Origin of the sequence: Paenibacillus lentimorbus NRRL B-30488 (genome assembly GCF_000411595.1) — a bacterium.
Lineage (GTDB): Bacteria > Bacillota > Bacilli > Bacillales > Bacillaceae > Bacillus > Bacillus velezensis.
The window spans coordinates 304142-321804 of record NZ_ANAT01000006.1; the positions used below are offsets into that span (position 1 = coordinate 304142).

Sequence of the window (17663 nt, forward strand, 5' to 3'; positions counted from 1 at the left end):
CATGATGCGCTCCGGCTTTGTATACATTATACTTCCATAATGATCGGAATGATCATCGGCTTGCGTTTTGTTTTTCATAAAGGAATTGATTCAGCGCATCACGCATTGCTTGTTTCAGCGTGGACCATTCTACGGCAGATGTTTCCGTCGCTTCAGTCACGATAGAGCGGACGAGCTCAGTAGCTTGTACAATTAACCCCTCTGATTCTCTGACATACACGAAACCGCGCGTAATGATCTCAGGGCCTGAAACAAGGTTCTTCTTCTGCTTATCGAGTGAAATCACGACGATGAGAATGCCGTCTTGTGACAATAAGCGGCGGTCTCTCAGCACGATGTTGCCGATGTCGCCGACTCCGAGGCCGTCAATCAGAACGTTTCCGTATGTGACTTTATCCCCGATTTTGACATTCTGGCCGCGGAATTCAACGACATCACCTTTTTCAATCAAGAAAATATCGCTGCGTTTCATGCCGATCTCTTCTGCGATTTTGGAATGCGCTTTTTGCATTCTGAATTCACCGTTAACCGGAATTAAATATTTCGGTTTCAGCAAATTAAGCATGAGTTTCAATTCTTCCTGCGAGCCGTGACCGGACACATGCACTCGTTTTTGGGCGAAAATCACTTGAGCGCCGGCGCGGGCAAGCAGGTTGACGGTTTTGGAATATATCAATTCATGCCCCGGAATCGGTGTTGATGCAATGACAACGGTGTCTCCTTCTTCAATGTTAAGCTGCTTGTGCGCCTGCTTGGCCATCCGCGTAAGAGCGGCCAGCGGCTCACCATGGCTTCCGGCTGTAACAATTGCCACGTCCCGCTTCGGATATTTTTTCACATCCTGCACAGGAATAAACATTTCATCTTCGGCTTCAATATAGCCGAGCTTGCGCCCAAGCTGAAGCACGTTTTGCAGATTTTTTCCGGCGATTGCAAGTTTGCGGCCGTTCTGGACGGCAGCCTGTATCACTTGCTGGATCCGGTTGATATTAGAAGCGAATACAGCAATGATGACACGGTTTTCTGAATTGTTCATCGCATCGGAAATTTCACCGCTTACATATGCTTCTGACGGAGTATACCCCGGGCGCTCCGCATTGGCGCTGTCAGAAAGCAGGGCGAGCACGCCGCTGTTTCCGATTTTGGCAATTTCGCCAATATCACATGATTGGTGATATGCAGGCGTCTGGTCAAATTTGAAGTCTCCCGTGCATACAATAGAGCCAAGTGATGTTTTGAAGCTGACTCCCACTGAATCCGGAATACTGTGAATCGTTTTAAAGAACGATACTTTCGTTGATTCAAATGTAATGACTGATTTAGAGTGAACTTCACGTAAATCAGCTTTTCGATTATGCCCGTACTGCTTGAGTTTTTCTCTCAGTAATGCAAGCGTAAGCTTCGTTCCGTATACCGGCACCGACAGCTTGTTCAATAAATAAAAGACGCCCCCGATGTTTTCATCGTGCCCGTGTGTCAGAAAGATGGCCTTCACGCGGTCAGCCCGTTCTACTAAGTAGGAAATATCCGGAATGACGACATCAATACCGAGCATTTCATTTTCAGGGTGCATCAGCCCTGCATCCACTACAAATATGTCTGAGTCAATTTCAATGACATATAGGTTCTTCCCAATTTCTCCGACGCCGCCAAGGGCGATAATTCTGACGTTTTCTGTATTTTTCTTTTTCAAAATCTGTATCCTCCTAGTCTCATACCCGTCCATCATCACTTGTTCCTATTATAACTGATATCAATTTTAGAAAACAAGAAGAAGCGGAAGGTTTAGGGAAAACCAATATGTATACAAAACGGTCAAACTCACGATAAAAATGAGAATGACCGCGTATTTCAACTGTATAAATTTTTTCTTACAGTTCGCTGATGACGCTGCTCAGGCTCAGACGTTCATCTTCATTCAGCGGGATAAGAGGAAGACGCACAGATCCGACATCAAGGCCTTTCAGCTGCAGCGCCGTTTTGACCGGAGCCGGATTAGGCGCTTTAAAGAGCTCCTTCATGATCGGCAGAAGCTTCTGATGAATCAGTGCCGCGGTTGCCGTCTGCCCGTTCGTATAGTTTTTAATCATCTGCTGCATGTCAGAACCCACGATATGGCTGGCCACTGACACGACTCCTCTTCCGCCGACTGCGAGAATAGGAAGCGTTAACCCGTCATCACCTGAATAGACGTAAAAATCTTCCGGTGTTTCGGCAATAATTTTCGTAATGGCATCAAGATCGCCGCTCGCTTCTTTAATCGCAGAGATATTCGGAATCTCCGCAAGTCTGATGGCCGTTTCCGGCGCAAGCGAAGCGACCGTTCTGCCCGGCACGTTGTAAAGCATCACAGGGAGAGACGTTTCTTCAGCTATGGCTTTAAAATGACGGTACATCCCCTCTTGGGAAGGCTTATTATAATACGGCGTGACAAGCATAACGCAATCGACGCCGGCTTCTTCAGCTTTTTTTGTCAGTTTAATGGAGTCTTTCGTATTGTTGCTTCCCGTACCCGCAATAACAGGCACGCGTCCGTTCACTTCTTTGACTGTAAATTCAAAGAGTGCAATTTTTTCTTCCGTTGAAAGTGTCGGAGATTCGCCGGTCGTGCCTGCGACGACTAAAGAATCCGTGCCGTTTTTCAACAAATAGTCGATTAATGTAGACAGTTTTTGAAAGTCTACATTCCCTTTACTGTCAAAGGGGGTAATCATCGCTGTAGATATATTTCCGACATTCATTTTTTTCACCTCATCATGATTCAATCACATTTACTTTGAAAGTTCAAACACTTCATGCAGCGCATTTACGGCCGTTACCATATCTTTTTCATGAACGAGCACCCAGATCGTCGTATGGCTGTCGGCAGATTGCAGAATCGGAATGCCTTTATCAGAAAGTGCGGAGACGATTTTTGACGTGACACCCGGAACACCCATTATTCCGGCGCCGACCGCTGACACTTTCGCACAGCTTTCCGTCACTGTCGGCTCATATCCTAATTCAGCCAAGATGCTGCGCGCGGCTTCCGTTTTACTGCCGGCTACGGTATATACGATTTCACTTGGCGTAATGTTAAAGAAATCTACGCTGATTCCGGCATTTGCCATTGCTTTAAAGACTTCAGTCTGAACGTTGTATTGCCCCATTTTGGCGGGAACCTTAAATTGCGTCACATCTTTCACATGGGCGATCCCCGTGATCAGCCGTTCGAATACATCGCTGCCGACGTTGGACGAATGATGGGACGTCACCAAAGTGCCTTTGTCTTTTGAATAAGTGGAGCGCACGCGGATCGGCACCTTTGCCTGCATGGCGATTTCCACCGCGCGCGGATGAATGACTTTCGCGCCTTGATAGGCAAGGTTGCAGATTTCCGTATATGTGACATTCGGAAGCGGCTTAGCATTTTCCACGATTCTCGGATCGGCTGTCATAACGCCTTCCACGTCCGTAAAAATGTCGATAAACTCAGCATCAATCGCCGCGCCGAGCGCCGCTGCTGATGTATCGCTTCCTCCTCTGCCGATCGTCGTCGTGTCGCCTTTTTCAGTCGCTCCCTGAAACCCTGCGACAACGACGGCATCATGGCTGGCGAGTGCAGCGAAAAGCCGCTCTGTTTTCATTTCTATAATTTTGGCGTCAGTATGCTGGGCATTGGTTAAAAAGCCGGCCTGGGCTCCTGTTAAAGCTGCGGCTTTTATGCCGTTTTCCTTCAGCATGCTGGAAAAACAACGGACGAAATCGTTTCTCCGCAAGACAGAAGCATATCCTGCTCTCTCGGAGAAATGTCGGACTGGCTGCCGTAAAGGAGCCCGATTAAAGAATCTGTCGCGTACGGGTCTCCTTTTCTTCCCATCGCCGATACGACAACGACAACCTTATAACCTTCACTTATGGCATCTTTAATGTGTGCTAGCGCAAGCTTGCGGCCTTTGTCATCTTTTACGGATGTTCCGCCGAATTTTTGAACAATGATCTTCACTATTTTCACTCCAAATTAGTCTGACGTAACAGAAGAGAGCAGGCAGAGCCTTACTCTCTTCTGTTCGCCTATAGAAAATACGTTTGTTTTATACGAGGTTCAGTTTTTGCAGGCTTTCCGCAATTTGAACTGAGTTCCAAGCGGCGCCTTTTAACAGGTTATCAGAAACAACCCACAAATGAAAACCGTTTGCTCTGTCCAAATCTTTCCGGATTCTTCCTACAAATACATCGCGTTTGCCGACGCAATCAGCAGGCATCGGGTAAAGCTGCTCCGCCGGATCATCCTGAAGCGTAACACCCGGAGCTTCTTTTAAAAGCTGTTTAATATCTTCAACGGTTGCGTCATCACGGTCAAGCTCAATGTAAACAGATTCTGAGTGCCCTGTTTCAATCGGCAGTCTGACACATGTCGCAGCCACTTCCAGCTTCGGCATATGCATGATTTTTTCGTTTCATTAATCATTTTCATTTCCTCAAACGTATAGCCGTTGTCTTGGAATTTATCAATTTGCGGAATGGCGTTAAATGCGATTTGATAATGCTTTTTGTCGCCTTTAACCGGCATAATGGACGGTTCTGCGGGTTCATTGTTTAAAATCGCCTTTGTCTGGCTGTACAATTCTTTCGCCGCTTCATTGCCGGCTCCGGAAACAGCTTGGTAAGTAGATACAATGACTTTTTTCAAACCGTACGCTTTGCGGATCGGTTCAAGCGCAGCCACCATCTGAATCGTTGAACAGTTAGGGTTGGCGATAATGCCGTTATGTTTGTGCAGATCACCTTCGTTCACCTCAGGCACCACGAGCGGTGTATTTTCGTCCATACGGAATGCGCTCGTATTGTCAATCACGATGGCTCCCCGTTTTACAGCCTCAGGCGCCAAGCTTTGTGATACGCTTCCGCCGGCGCTGAATAACGCGATATGAACGCCTTCGAAGCTTTCAGGAACAGCTTCCTGCACTGTATATTCTTCGCCTTTAAACGTTACTTTCGTACCAGCAGAACGCTTTGAGGATAGTAGTGTGAGTGTTTCGATTTCAAAGTTTCTGTCTTCCAGTGTTTTCAGCATTTGCTGTCCTACGGCTCCCGTCGCTCCGACAACTGCTACGTGTAATCCTCTTCCCATCTGTAAAACTCCTTCCGCCAATTAAGCATCATTTGTTGAATTGACTTTGCATTTTACGTTTTATTTTACCATAGAATAGTCACGGATTGACCGAATTTTTTTATTCCGGAATGATTTTCTGTCATCATGATTTTTTATTCATGATGGTGTACGAGCACCGGCTGAACCTGCTGGTGCAAAAGAGCTTTTTCTACCGTAATCGGAAGGAGATCCATTCTGGCGACGAGCGATGTCGGTTTTTTCACGTGGTCATCCTGGCCGAACGGGATGAAATATATGTTTTTTGCGGACATCAGCCTCATTAAATTCGTTCCGTTTAAACCGAGTCCGTCATTTGTTGAAATTCCGAGCACGACCGGCCGGCCGTTGCGGATCGTGGCTTTCGCAGCCATAAGGACGGGGCTGTCAGTCATCGCATTTGCGAGTTTGCTCATTGAATTTCCGGTTAAAGGGGCGATGACCATGCAGTCGAGCGGAAGTTTCGGCCCGAGAGGCTCCGCTTTTACGATGGAATCAATCGCCTCAAAGCCTGTTGCTTCTTCAATTTTTCTGACCCAATCTCCCCCCTCCCCAAAGCGGGTATCGGTCGATTGAACGGTTGACGTCACGACCGGCCGGACTTCAGCTCCTTGACTGATAAGCGCCTCTATTTGCGGAAACACTTCCTCATATGTGCAATGCGAGCCGGTTAATCCGAATCCGATTCTTTTCCCTTTCAGAGACATGGTTATTTCCCCTCTTTCTTTAAGTCTGCCAAAAGCTTGCTCAATACGTTCGCAATAATCTGTCCGGCTGTTTTCGGGGCCACAATTCCCGGAAGACCCGGAGCAAGCAGCGCTTTAATGCCTTGTTTTTCAGCATATTTGAAATCCGTTCCGCCCGGACGGGATGCCAAATCCAAAATCAAGGTCTTCGGCGTCATGCGCGATAAAACGCTTTGATTCAGAATCAAGCTCGGTACGGTGTTAATGCAGATATCAATATCATTTACATGTTCAGTAAGCTCTTCAAGTTGAAAAGGAGAAAGCCCCATTTCCGATATACGGGCTAAATGAGCCGAACTCCGCGCGCCCACTTTTACTTTCGCCCCTAACGCTGCAAACGTCCGGGCGATCGTCATACCGGTGCGCCCCATGCCGAGAACGGCGACATTTGATCCGTGAATGGTATAATCCGTATGCTGAATCGCCATCATGATTGTTCCTTCAACAGTGGGAATCGAGTTGAATATCGCGATGTCATCCCGCTCAAATAATTTCACAAGCTTACGGCCGGCTTCGCTGGCGATCCCCTCAAGATATGCATTGGAGATGCCTGAATAAATGACGCAATGCTCCGGTGTCCGCTCAAGATAGCTCTGCTTTAATACCACTTCTTCATTTGAAAAAACCGTGGAAACAACGCCTTCTCCGGTCGTTGCCGATACAGGCAGGATGATACTGTCTATTTTTTGAAAGGGAATCTCATCAATTTTGCATTTGACGGTTCCTGTAAAACCGTCATCCAATTGGTCAAACCCTGCAAGATAAATATCGGCATGCTGTTCTGTCAGCTTTCTTATAATCTCAAGCTGTCTTGCGTCACCGCCAATGATCGCAATTGTTAATCCGGTTAACATCTGAAACGTTCACCTTCTTTACAGTTACTGGATCCTTTAAGTGTCATCCTCCTCTTCATCGTATGTGCAAAGAGAAAGGGCGGTGAATGTACAGCGTCTTTTTCATAAAAAAGCACCGGCTGTATGAGCCGGTGCTTGCAAAAAATGAATAAGATCTACTCTTCGGGAGGCGTGATCTCCCCCGGAACATCTAAAATGATCATGTCTGACCCGATTTTTTGGATATGGTTCCAGGGGACGCGGATGTCGTGGCCTTGTTTTCGCAATCCGAACCATTTTACCGTCGGTATCAACAGCGCGGTAATTTGTCCGTCCTGTTCATTAATTTCCAAATCGGTCTGGCCGAGCACGCCGAGCCGCTCTGCCCGTTTAATGTCCACAATTTCTTTACCTGACAGTTCACTGAGCCTCATGATAGCCACCCCCTTGTACTATATGACCCGGAGCAAAAAAAAATGCCTGCCCCGTATAGAGGCAGACTGCTTTGCAGCTTAAGACGAGGCCGGTATATTGCCGGTCGGGCTGATGAGCGATAGTGCGTAATCATCCGTAAATAAGCGGCGGCTCAGGCCGTTGACGCTTTCCAGGCTGACCGCATTTAATTCAGCGATAATTTCATCCATGGTCTTATGCTTTCCGAGCAGGAGTTCGTTTTTCCCGTTCCGGCTCATTTTGCTGTTTGTGCTTTCTAAGCTGAGCATTAAGCTCCCCTTCATTTGCTCTTTGCTGTTTTCCAGCTCTTTCGGAGTGATACCGTCACGTTTTAGAACCGATAACGTTCCCTGAATGGTTTCAGACAGAAGTCCGAGCTGATTCGCGCCGGTGCCTCCGTAAATCGTCAGCATACCGCTGTCTTCATAGGAACTGTGATAGCTGTATACAGAGTAGGCCAGTCCTTTATCTTCGCGCACATCCTGGAAAAGACGGCTGCTCATGCTTCCGCCGAGCACGTTGTTTAAGACGATCAAATCGTAAATGTCCGGATCTCCGACTTTCAGGCCTTTGAAACCGAGACAGAGATGCGCCTGTTCGGTGTCTTTTTTCTCGTCAGCTTTTCATAATGAAACTCAGGCTCGCTGATGCCGCTTGCTTTTCCCTTCGCTTCGTATGTACCGAACCATTTCTCCACATCTTTAATGAATTGTTCCGTTACATTTCCGGCGACAGAAATGACGACGCGGTCCGGCGTGTAAAAGTCATCCATATGCTGTCTGAGAGAATCGCCGTTAAACGATGAAAGCGTTTCCTCCGTCCCGAGAATCGGGTATCCGAGCGAATGATTGCCGTATGTCGCTTTGCTCAGCAGATCGTGGACAATGTCATCCGGCGCGTCTTCATACATTTTGATTTCTTCATATACGACGTTCTTTTCTTTTTTGAGCTCATCTTCGTCAAAAGCAGAATGAAAGAACATATCAGCCAGCACATCAAGTGCGTAGTTTGCATGCTCATCCAGCACTTTGGCGTAATAGCACGTATATTCTTTTGAAGTGAAGGCATTCACTTGGCCGCCTATCCGATCGAAGGATTCTGCGATTTCACGTGCGGACCTGGTATTTGTTCCTTTAAAAAACATATGCTCAAGAAAGTGCGAAATACCGTTTGTCTCCGGCGTTTCATGACGTGATCCCGTCCCGATCCAGACGCCGATTGCCACAGACCGCACCGTTGGATTATTTTCAAGCACAACTCTTACACCGTTTTGGCATGTATAGCGTTTTATCAAGTCTGTTCCTCCTATTCAAAGACAGGCAACTGCCTGCTACTTCATCAGCCTGTTTTCATCCATTAAGTCAGACACTGAGCCGAGCGCGTAGCCTTTTTCTTTGATTTTTGCAATCAGTGTATCCAGGCTTTTCGCAGTCGGATCAGTCGGATGCATTAAAATCATGGCTCCGTTATGTATTTTGCTCAACACCCTTGTTTGTAAAACAGCGGGAGACGGTTTTTGCCAGTCAATGGTGTCAACGGTCCACATGATGGTGCCCATTCCTTTTTCCGCCGCAAGGTCGACCACGGCTTTTCTGAAGCTGCCGCTTGGCGGCGCAAACCATTTCGGCTTCATGCCGAGCGTCTCGCTGATTTGTGCATTGGTTTTGTCAAGCTGTTCGGAAATGCTTCCTGAAGTCAGTTTGCTCATATCAGGGTGATTGTATGAATGATTTCCGATTTCATGTCCGTCTGCCGCTATTTTTTTCCCCAGTTCCTGATTGTTTTTCAGCCATTTCCCTTCAAGAAAGAAAGTTGCTTTGACCTGGTGCTGCTTCAGAATAGGCAGCATTTGCTCCACGTATTCATTTCCCCAGGCGACATTTATCAGGAAAGCGACCATCGGTTTGTCGGGATTTCCTTTATAAATGGGTTCGGGCGCGAGAGAATCAAGATGGACTTTCGGCTTTACCTGCTCATAGACAAGGTCGTCTTCGTGAAATTCTCCGTCCTTTTTCATTTGTTTATAGGATTTTTCCACATTGACTTTTAAACCGTTATATCCCGGTATACTCTTCCATATTTTATCAATCCGCGCGTCTTGCGGCTTCACTTCATACTCTGACGCTTTTTGCAGTAATTCTTCATAGAGCGGATCTTTTGATGCTGACACAGTTACCGCGTCTTTTTTCATTGCGTCTATGTAATCAACTGTATACGGGTTTTTTAACATTTCAAACGAAACAAAAAAAGAAATAAAAAAACGGCAAACGGCACGAATTTTTTCAACATGTCCTTCCCCCCTCATCACACATTATGTATGAGGAGGACAAGGTAGAACCCGTCAGTTGTCTTTCTCAAAATAAAGAAGCCGGGTCTCCCAGGCTCCTTGTTAGGTTTTCATTTAAGATTGTTGTTGTTCCTGTTCTTTTTCTTTCTCTTCGCGCAGCACTGCTTTACGCGACAGATTCACTCGTCCCTGTTTGTCAATTTCAGTTACCTTCACAAGGATTTCGTCACCGATTTTCACAACATCCTCAACCTTGCCGACCCGTTCGAGCGCTAGTTCAGAGATGTGAACGAGACCGTCTTTTCCGCTGAAGATTTCAACGAAAGCGCCAAATTTCTCAATCCGTTTCACTTTACCGAGGTAAAGCTGGCCGACTTCGACTTCTCTGACAAGATCTTCGATGATTTTTTTCGCTTTTTGGTTGCTGCTTTCATCAGTAGAAGAAATAAAGATGGTGCCGTCTTGTTCAATGTCAATTTTAACACCGGTATCTTCAATGATTTTGTTGATTTGTTTACCGCTCGGTCCGATAACGTCACGGATTTTATCCGGATTAATGGTCATCGTTAAAATTTTCGGCGCATATTGAGAAAGTTCTTTTCTTGATTCACCAAGCGTGCTGAGCATGCTGTCCAAGATTTCCATTCTTCCTTTTTTCGCCTGCTGAAGCGCTTCTTCAAGAATTTCTCTTGAAAGGCCTTCAATTTTAATGTCCATTTGCAGCGCTGTCACGCCTTTTTCCGTGCCGGCTACTTTAAAGTCCATGTCACCGAGGGCGTCTTCCATCCCTTGAATATCCGTCAATACTGTATAGTACTCGCCTGATTTCACAAGTCCCATCGCGATACCTGCAACAGGAGCTTTAATCGGAACACCTGCGTCCATCATGGCAAGCGTACTTGCGCAGATGCTGGCCTGTGAAGTGGAACCGTTTGATTCAAGCACTTCAGATACGAGGCGGACCGTATACGGAAAGTCTTTTTCATTCGGAATGACCGGCTCAAGCGCACGCTCTCCAAGAGCACCGTGACCGATCTCACGGCGTCCCGGTCCGCGCATCGGGCCTGTCTCCCCTACGCTGAACTGCGGGAAGTTATAATGATGCATAAAGCGTTTTGACTCTTCCACGCCTAAACCGTCAAGAATCTGAACGTCTCCAAGGGCGCCTAATGTACAAACGCTGAGCGCCTGCGTCTGTCCTCTCGTAAACAGACCGGATCCGTGTGTTCTCGGCAGAAGGCCGACTTCTGAAGAAAGCGGGCGGATTTGATCAACGCCGCGGCCGTCCGGACGGACTTTTTCTTCTGTGATCAAACGGCGCACTTCGTTTTTCACGAGTTTAGACAGTGTCTGTTTCACTTTTTTAATCGTATCTTCATCATGCTCTTCTTCTTCGAATTTCGCGACAACTGCATTTTTCACTTCATTGATCGCGTCTTCGCGAGCATGTTTTTCGTGAACCTGAATGGCGCTGAGAAGATCCGGCTCCGCAAGGCTTTTTACTTTTGCGCTGAGCTCTTCGTCAATTTCATACAGTTCGATCTCTGTTTTCTCTTTGCCGACTGCTGCGACGATTTCTTCTTGGAATGCGATCAGGCGCTTAATTTCTTCGTGACCGAACATAATCGCCTCAAGCATGATTTCTTCAGGAACTTCATCCGCTCCGGCTTCCACCATGTTGATGGCATCTTTTGTGCCTGCAACGATGAGGTTGATATCACTTTTTTCAAGCTGGTCAACCGTCGGATTGATGACGAATTTCCCGTCAATGCGGCCTACCGTCACACCCGCGATCGGGCCTTCAAACGGGATATCGGAAACGCAAAGAGCGAGTGATGAACCGAACATTGCAGCCATTTCAGATGAGCAGTCCTGATCAACACTCATGACAATGCTGATGACCTGTACTTCGTTACGGAATCCGTCTGCGAAAAGCGGGCGGATCGGACGGTCGATCAGACGGCTGGCTAAAACGGCCTTTTCACTTGGACGGCCTTCTCTTTTAATAAAACCGCCCGGAATTTTACCTACTGCGTATAATCTTTCTTCATAGTTAACGGTAAGCGGGAAAAAATCTAGCGGTTTCGGTTCTTTTGATGCGGTTGCTGTGCTGAGCACTGCAGTATCGCCGTAGCGGACCATGACAGCGCCGTTTGCCTGTTTGGCAAGCTGGCCGGCTTCTACTGTAAGCTGTCTGCCGGCCCAATCTATGGTAAAGACATGTTTCTCTTGTCCCATTCGATTACGAGCTCCTCTCTTAATGTGTGAAATAATCAATTACTCCTATTATGAACGAAATGAATTGAACATATCAATGTCAAAGTAGTATGTAAAAGGATTTCATTGTTTTTTATTATTATTTTTTCGCTTTAATACGATAAAAAAGCGGGAATCCTCCCGCTTTTTACGATTATCGACGTAAGCCTAGTTTGTTAATTAACTCACGGTAACGAGTTACGTCTTTATTACGCAGATACGTAAGAAGATTACGACGTTTACCTACCATTTTAAGAAGACCGCGACGTGAGTGGTGATCTTTCTTGTGAGTACGCAAATGCTCGTTCAAGTTGTTAATTGAGTCTGTTAGGATAGCGATCTGAACTTCTGGAGAACCAGTATCAGATTCGTGTGTTTTGAACTCGCTGATGAGTTGATTTTTACGCTCTTGAGTAATTGCCATCCTGTTTCACCTCCATATCATAATTAGCCCCAGTTACCTAGCAACCGTCGGTGACTTCGGATTGCCAAGCAATGGTTTTAAGACTACGAAACATATGATACTAAAAATCGCGCCCATATGCAAATCTTTTAGAATAAAATTTGTGTACTTTTGATGTTTTTTCCGTTATTTGCTGAAAAAACGGATCGCTTCTTGTTTGTCTTTCCCGATCTGAGCCGTCAGTTCATCGATGCCGTTAAACTTCCGTTCGCTTCGGATTCGTTTGTACCACTCGATTTTAACGTCTTCTCCGTATACATCCTGTTGAAAATTAAACAAATGAACTTCAATTGACGGCTGATCGGGACGCTTTTCATAAAAGGTCGGTTTGTAGCCGATGTTGCAGACGCCTTCATACACCTCGCCTTTTATTTCGGCTTTCACTGCATACACGCCTGTCGGCGGCACGATATAGCTGTTGTGCAGGCCGATATTCGCGGTCGGAAAACCGATGGTGCGGCCTCTCTTGTCTCCGTGAATCACAGTGCCCCGGATAAAATACGGCTGGCCGAGAAGAGTGTGCGCAAGTTCAACGTCACCATCCTGCAGCGCTGACCGGATATAAGTGGAGCTGATCTTTCTGTCCTGCTCGGTCTGTTTCTCGACAGTCGTGCATCCGGCCTTGCCGTTTAAATCGTCCGGCAGCGTCTCCATCGTGCCTTTTCCGTATTTTCCGTACGTAAAATCGAAGCCTCCCACAGCGTGCCGCGCGTTCAACCCTAAAATATACTCCTCGGCAAACTGGTTTGGAGACAGAGACGCAAACGCTTCATCAAACTTTACGACATACAGGACATCAGCGCCTAAACGTCCGATCTGGCTGATTTTATCTTCAAGCGGCGTAATCAGATCCTTTGGCTCTTTGTCCCTGCCCAACACATGGGAAGGGTGGGGATGAAACGTCATAACGGCCAGCGACAGGCCTTTTTCTTCGGCAATTTGTCTGGCTGTTCCGATTACTTTCCGGTGTCCCAAATGAACGCCGTCAAAGTAGCCGAGTGCCATGACAGACGCCGGCTGCTCTTCTTTTTGTAAATGATGCGGATGAGAAATATGTATCGTCTTCACAGAACGGTCACCTTTTTTCTTATTGTTCGCTTTTTTGCATGAGCACTTTAGCCGGTTTCAGCAGTCCTTTTTTTGAAGGATGCGGCATATAAATGGCCACACATTCTCCGTCTTCAGTACAGACCGCTATACGGGCGTCAGCTGTCATTGCAGAAAATTCCGCCGGAATGTCAAACACCGACCCGTTTTCAGCTTTCTTAGCTAATGTATCACTTATGACCCATTTCGGCAAATGATTGAGCGCTCTATCGATCGGCACGGCATGCTCTGCAACCGTTCCGTCCGAAACCTGCTGTTCAAGTTCCTCAAACGTGAAACATTCATCAAGGCTGAAATCGCCGGAAGCAGTGCGGATGAGATGCGACATATGCGCGGGATAGCCGAGTTTTTCACCGATTGTCACCGCCAACGTTCTGACGTAAGTGCCTTTTGAGCACGTGACTGTAAAGCGGAATGATGCTGTGTCTTCGTTATAAGTGACAGGGGAAGTGAGCGCGATATCTTCAATCGTGATATTCCGCTTCGGCCGCTCCACTTCAATACCCGCTCTGGCGTATTCATAGAGCTTTTTCCCATTGACCTTTACCGCGGAATACATCGGCGGCACTTGCTCCTGCGGTCCCTTCAATTCGTCTAAAACGGCTTTGATATCCGCTTCTTTCAGCGGCTCCCTGACAGGTTTTACGCTGACCGTTTCTCCCGTCTGGTCTTCGGTCGATGTGGAGAAACCGAGAGTGATCTCAGCATCGTACGTTTTTGACTTGTCGGTGACGTACTCAACGATCTTTGTAGCCCGTCCGACACAGATCGGCAGTACGCCTGACACTTCCGGATCAAGGGTTCCCGTATGCCCGACTTTCTTTGTTTTTAACAGTTTTCTTATTTTCATTACACAGTCGTGAGAAGTCATGCCGACCGGTTTATGTAAAAGGAGAACTCCGTTAACCATCTGTCTTTCGCTCCTTTGTTATCAATTGTATCCCGTAAAACGCAGAAAAGAGGACAGACGACACTCGCCCATCCTCTTTCCCGTTATTCAGACGGTTTATCTGAATGCAGTTCGTGAATCAATGTTTCAATACGATTGCCGTACTCAATTGATTCATCAAATTCAAATTCAAGCTCAGGCGTTTTGCGGAGTCTGATTCGGCTGCCGATTTCGGAACGGATAAATCCTTTCGCTTTCTCAAGCCCTTTCAGCGCCTCCTCTTTCTTTTTCTCTCCGCCGAGGACGGAGATATACACCTTCGCTATTTGTAAATCACCTGAAACACGTACGTCTGTTACAGTCAGAAATCCGATTCTCGGATCTTTCAGCTTTCGGCTGATAATATCCCCGAGCTCTTTTTTCATCTGCTCGCCGACACGGTTTGCTCTCATACTCAATTCAATCACCTCTAAGTTAAAACCACTCTGTTCTAGTGATCGTCCGTTCTATCTCGGGAAAGGAGTCAATAAACGCGAGTACACGCTGGATCTCCTTTTCCGCCTGAACGTGAGAGGAGGAGACGACGGCGATTCCGAAGCTGGTCCGCTGCCAAGTGTCCTGATAGCCGATTTCTGCGGCCGACACGTTGAACTTATTCTGAACCCTCGTTATAATCCGCTTCAGAACGGCTCGTTTCTCCTTTAATGATCCCGCATCATAAATGATGCATTCACATTCCGCAAATCCGATCACTTTCTTTCGATTTCCTGCATGACATACGCTTCAAGGACGTCGCCTTCGCGAATGTCATTGTATTTCTTAATCGTTATACCACATTCATATCCTTGTGAAACTTCTTTCACATCATCTTTGAAGCGTTTCAGAACGTCTACTTCCCCTTCGAAGATGACCACGCCGTCACGGATCAGGCGGAGTCCGCTGTCACGTGTAATGTGGCCGTCTGTTACATATCCGCCGGCAATCGTGCCGATTTTCGACACTTTGAATGTTTGGCGCACTTCAACCTGACCGATGACTTTTTCTTCGTATTCAGGATCAAGCATTCCTTTCATCGCCGCTTCAATTTCTTCGATGACTTTGTAAATGATACGGTGAAGACGGATATCTACATTTTCAGCTTCAGCCGTGCTCTTAGCATTTCCGTCTGGGCGCACATTAAACCCGATAACGATTGCATTTGAAGCAGATGCGAGAATGATGTCTGATTCCGTAATCGCACCGACGCCTGTGTGAATGATTTTCACTTTTACTCCTTCTACTTCAATTTTTTGAAGAGCGGCTGTTAACGCTTCGGCTGAACCTTGAACGTCAGCTTTTACGATTAAATTGATGTCTTTAACATCGCCTTGTTTAATTTGTTCAAACAGATCATCGAGGCTCAGCTTCGCTTTGTCGCTGCGCTGTTCTTCCAGTTGCTTGGAAGCGCGTGCTTCACCGACAGAACGGGCTGTTTTTTCATCTTTAAAGACGAGGAATTGATCGCCAGCCTGCGGTACGTCGTTTAAGCCCGTGATTTCTACAGGTGTGGACGGTCCGGCTGTTTTCACGCGGCGGCCGAGATCATTGACCATGGCCCGCACGCGGCCGAATGTATTTCCGACAACGATCGGATCTCCGACATGCAATGTTCCCGTTTGAACGAGAAGTGTCGCGACAGATCCTCTTCCTTTATCGAGCTCAGCTTCAATAACCGTTCCTTTTGCCTGACGGTTCGGATTGGCTTTCAGCTCTTCCACTTCACTGACAAGCAGAATCATTTCGACAAGCTCGTCAATTCCCTTGCCTGTAAGAGCGGACAGAGGAACGAAAATCGTTTCTCCTCCCCATGCTTCAGGAACGAGTCCGTATTCAGTCAGCTCCTGCATGACACGGTCAGGGTTCGCGCTTTCTTTATCCACTTTATTCACGGCAACGATAATCGGAACCTCAGCCGCTTTCGCATGGTTGATGGCTTCGACTGTTTGCGGCATAACGCCGTCATCAGCCGCTACGACTAAAATGGTAATATCAGTTACTTCCGCACCGCGCGCACGCATTGTTGTGAACGCCGCGTGTCCCGGAGTATCTAAGAACGTGATTTTTTGCCGTTTTCTTCGATCTGGTACGCCCCGATATGCTGGGTGATTCCGCCGGCTTCACCTTCAACAACCTTTGTTTTTCTGATACTGTCAAGGAGGGTCGTTTTCCCGTGGTCAACGTGGCCCATGATCGTCACGACAGGCGGACGGATTTGAAGATCTTCTTCTTTGTCAGCCTCTTCATATTTTTCAAGCTCAGTTTCTTCAAGCACAATCACTTCTTCTGTTTCCACACCGTATTCAGATGCGATCAGTTCGATTGTGTCTTTGTCAAGCTCCTGGTTAATGGTAGCCATTACACCCAGAAGCATCAGTTTTTTAATGAGTTCAGACGGTTCTTTGCCAAGTTCTTCGGCTAAGGCCCCGACTGTTAAAGAGCCGGAAAACGTAATTTTCTCAGGAAGCTCTTTTTTCGGTTTCAGCGGTTTTTGCTGATACTGATTTTTGTTGTTATGATTGCGTTTGTTTTTGTTTTTGTTGTTGTTGTTATTCTTCTTGTTTTTGTTAAATTGATTATTCTGCACGTCATTCTTCTTTCCGTCTCGAATTTTGTTTGGTTGATTCCCAGCAGGCTGCTGATTAATCCCTTGCGGCTTGTTTTTGTTCGTTTCCGCAGGCTTCTGAGATGTAACGCCGGCGCCGCCTTTTTTAAATTTCGCATCAAGCTGCTTAATGGTCTTTTCTTCAAGCATTGCCATATGGTTATTTACTACTATATCCATGTTTTTCAGCGCAGTCAAAATTTCCTTGCTTGAAACATTGATGGCTTTTGCATATTCGTAAACTCTCATTTTAGCCATTCGTTCACCCCCAAAAATATTAATCGAGCAAGCTGATCAGCTTATTCGCAAAACCTTGGTCAGTGACGGCGACAACGACACGTGATTCCTTGCCGATAGAGCGGCCGAGATCCGCGCGGCTTTCGACTTTTTTATAAGGCACTTTATAATAATTGCATTTATCGGATACTTTTTTGCAGTATTCGCAGATGCATCTTCTGTCAGCAGAACAAGTTTTGCACGCGCATTTCTAATTTCTTTTATAACCAAGTCCTCGCCCGACACGACCTTACGAGCTCGATTGGCCAGACCCAGCAAGGGAAACCATTCCATTCCAGACATGTTATTTTTTCACCTTTTCCGCCAGTTCCAGCAATTCTTCGAAAATCTGGTCATCGATTTGTGATTGAAATTGATTTTGCAATGTGTTTTTCTTTTTCGCAGCTAAGATGCATTCTTTCTCAAGGGTGATATAGGCACCCCGCCCGTTCTTCTTTCCGGTCGGATCGACTGAAATCTCTCCTTCTTTAGAACGGACAATTCGGATCAGTTCCTTTTTAGGCTTCATTTCCCCCGTTACCACGCATTTGCGCAGAGGAATTTTTTTTCGCTTATTCACC

The 17663-nt window shown here is 46.7% G+C and carries 11 protein-coding genes and 7 pseudogenes; all 18 read right to left on the reverse strand.

The features are described 5' to 3' along the window. Positions 1–26 precede the first annotated feature (26 nt). The 18 genes and pseudogenes from rnjB to rulR all read right to left on the reverse strand — a co-directional run bounded on the left by rnjB (position 27) and on the right by rulR (position 17662). A pseudogene (rnjB, locus tag D368_RS04125) lies at positions 27–1693 on the reverse strand (ribonuclease J2). Between the two features lie 178 nt (positions 1694–1871). Beyond that, entirely contained in the window at positions 1872–2741 is an 870-nt protein-coding gene (gene dapA, locus D368_RS04130) for a 4-hydroxy-tetrahydrodipicolinate synthase (RefSeq protein ID WP_003154166.1), read from the reverse strand. A 30-nt stretch (positions 2742–2771) separates the two neighbouring features. Next, positions 2772–3985, reverse strand: a pseudogene (gene dapG, locus D368_RS04135) (aspartate kinase). Positions 3986–4073: 88 nt separating this feature from the next. Continuing rightward, positions 4074–5113: pseudogene (asd, locus tag D368_RS04140) on the reverse strand (aspartate-semialdehyde dehydrogenase). 134 nt (positions 5114–5247) lie between these two features. Continuing rightward, a complete protein-coding gene (gene dpaB, locus D368_RS04145; protein ID WP_007409809.1) occupies positions 5248–5838 on the reverse strand; it encodes a dipicolinate synthase subunit B in 591 nt (196 codons plus the stop codon). 2 nt (positions 5839–5840) lie between these two features. Beyond that, positions 5841–6731: a dipicolinic acid synthetase subunit A gene (gene dpaA, locus D368_RS04150; RefSeq protein WP_025851250.1), complete on the reverse strand. Its 891-nt coding sequence runs from the start codon at positions 6729–6731 to the stop codon at positions 5841–5843. 155 nt (positions 6732–6886) lie between these two features. After that, positions 6887–7144, reverse strand: a complete 258-nt coding sequence (locus tag D368_RS04155) for a YlmC/YmxH family sporulation protein (protein WP_003154176.1) — start codon at positions 7142–7144, stop codon at positions 6887–6889. Positions 7145–7222: 78 nt separating this feature from the next. Further along, positions 7223–8457: pseudogene (locus D368_RS04160) on the reverse strand (M16 family metallopeptidase). 36 nt (positions 8458–8493) lie between these two features. Continuing rightward, a pseudogene (locus tag D368_RS04165) lies at positions 8494–9452 on the reverse strand (polysaccharide deacetylase family protein). A 112-nt stretch (positions 9453–9564) separates the two neighbouring features. Continuing rightward, positions 9565–11688, reverse strand: coding sequence for a polyribonucleotide nucleotidyltransferase (pnp, locus tag D368_RS04170; RefSeq protein ID WP_003154181.1), 2124 nt, complete (start codon positions 11686–11688; stop codon positions 9565–9567). 172 nt (positions 11689–11860) lie between these two features. Next, positions 11861–12130, reverse strand: coding sequence for a 30S ribosomal protein S15 (rpsO, locus tag D368_RS04175; protein WP_003154182.1), 270 nt, complete (start codon positions 12128–12130; stop codon positions 11861–11863). A 165-nt stretch (positions 12131–12295) separates the two neighbouring features. Further along, positions 12296–13237, reverse strand: coding sequence for a bifunctional riboflavin kinase/FAD synthetase (gene ribF / locus D368_RS04180; protein WP_057080708.1), 942 nt, complete (start codon positions 13235–13237; stop codon positions 12296–12298). A gap of 19 nt (positions 13238–13256) precedes the next feature. Then, positions 13257–14186 (reverse strand): tRNA pseudouridine(55) synthase TruB, encoded by a 930-nt coding sequence (gene truB / locus D368_RS04185; RefSeq protein ID WP_069013689.1) that lies wholly within the window; start codon positions 14184–14186, stop codon positions 13257–13259. 83 nt (positions 14187–14269) lie between these two features. After that, complete coding sequence (gene rbfA / locus D368_RS04190) at positions 14270–14623, reverse strand: 30S ribosome-binding factor RbfA (protein WP_003154185.1); 354 nt, start codon at positions 14621–14623, stop codon at positions 14270–14272. A 16-nt stretch (positions 14624–14639) separates the two neighbouring features. After that, the gene (locus tag D368_RS04195; protein WP_003154188.1) at positions 14640–14918 is read right to left on the reverse strand and encodes a DUF503 domain-containing protein; all 279 of its coding nucleotides are present in this window, start codon (positions 14916–14918) and stop codon (positions 14640–14642) included. After that, a pseudogene (gene infB, locus D368_RS04200) lies at positions 14915–17064 on the reverse strand (translation initiation factor IF-2). Before infB ends, D368_RS04195 begins: the two are co-directional and overlap by 4 nt. Positions 17065–17083: 19 nt before the next feature. After that, positions 17084–17385: pseudogene (locus D368_RS04205) on the reverse strand (YlxQ family RNA-binding protein). A 1-nt stretch (position 17386) separates the two neighbouring features. Further along, positions 17387–17662 carry a glucose-induced regulator RulR gene (gene rulR / locus D368_RS04210; protein WP_003154193.1) on the reverse strand — a complete coding sequence of 92 codons (276 nt, stop codon included), beginning with the start codon at positions 17660–17662 and terminating at the stop codon, positions 17387–17389. Position 17663 lies beyond the last annotated feature (1 nt).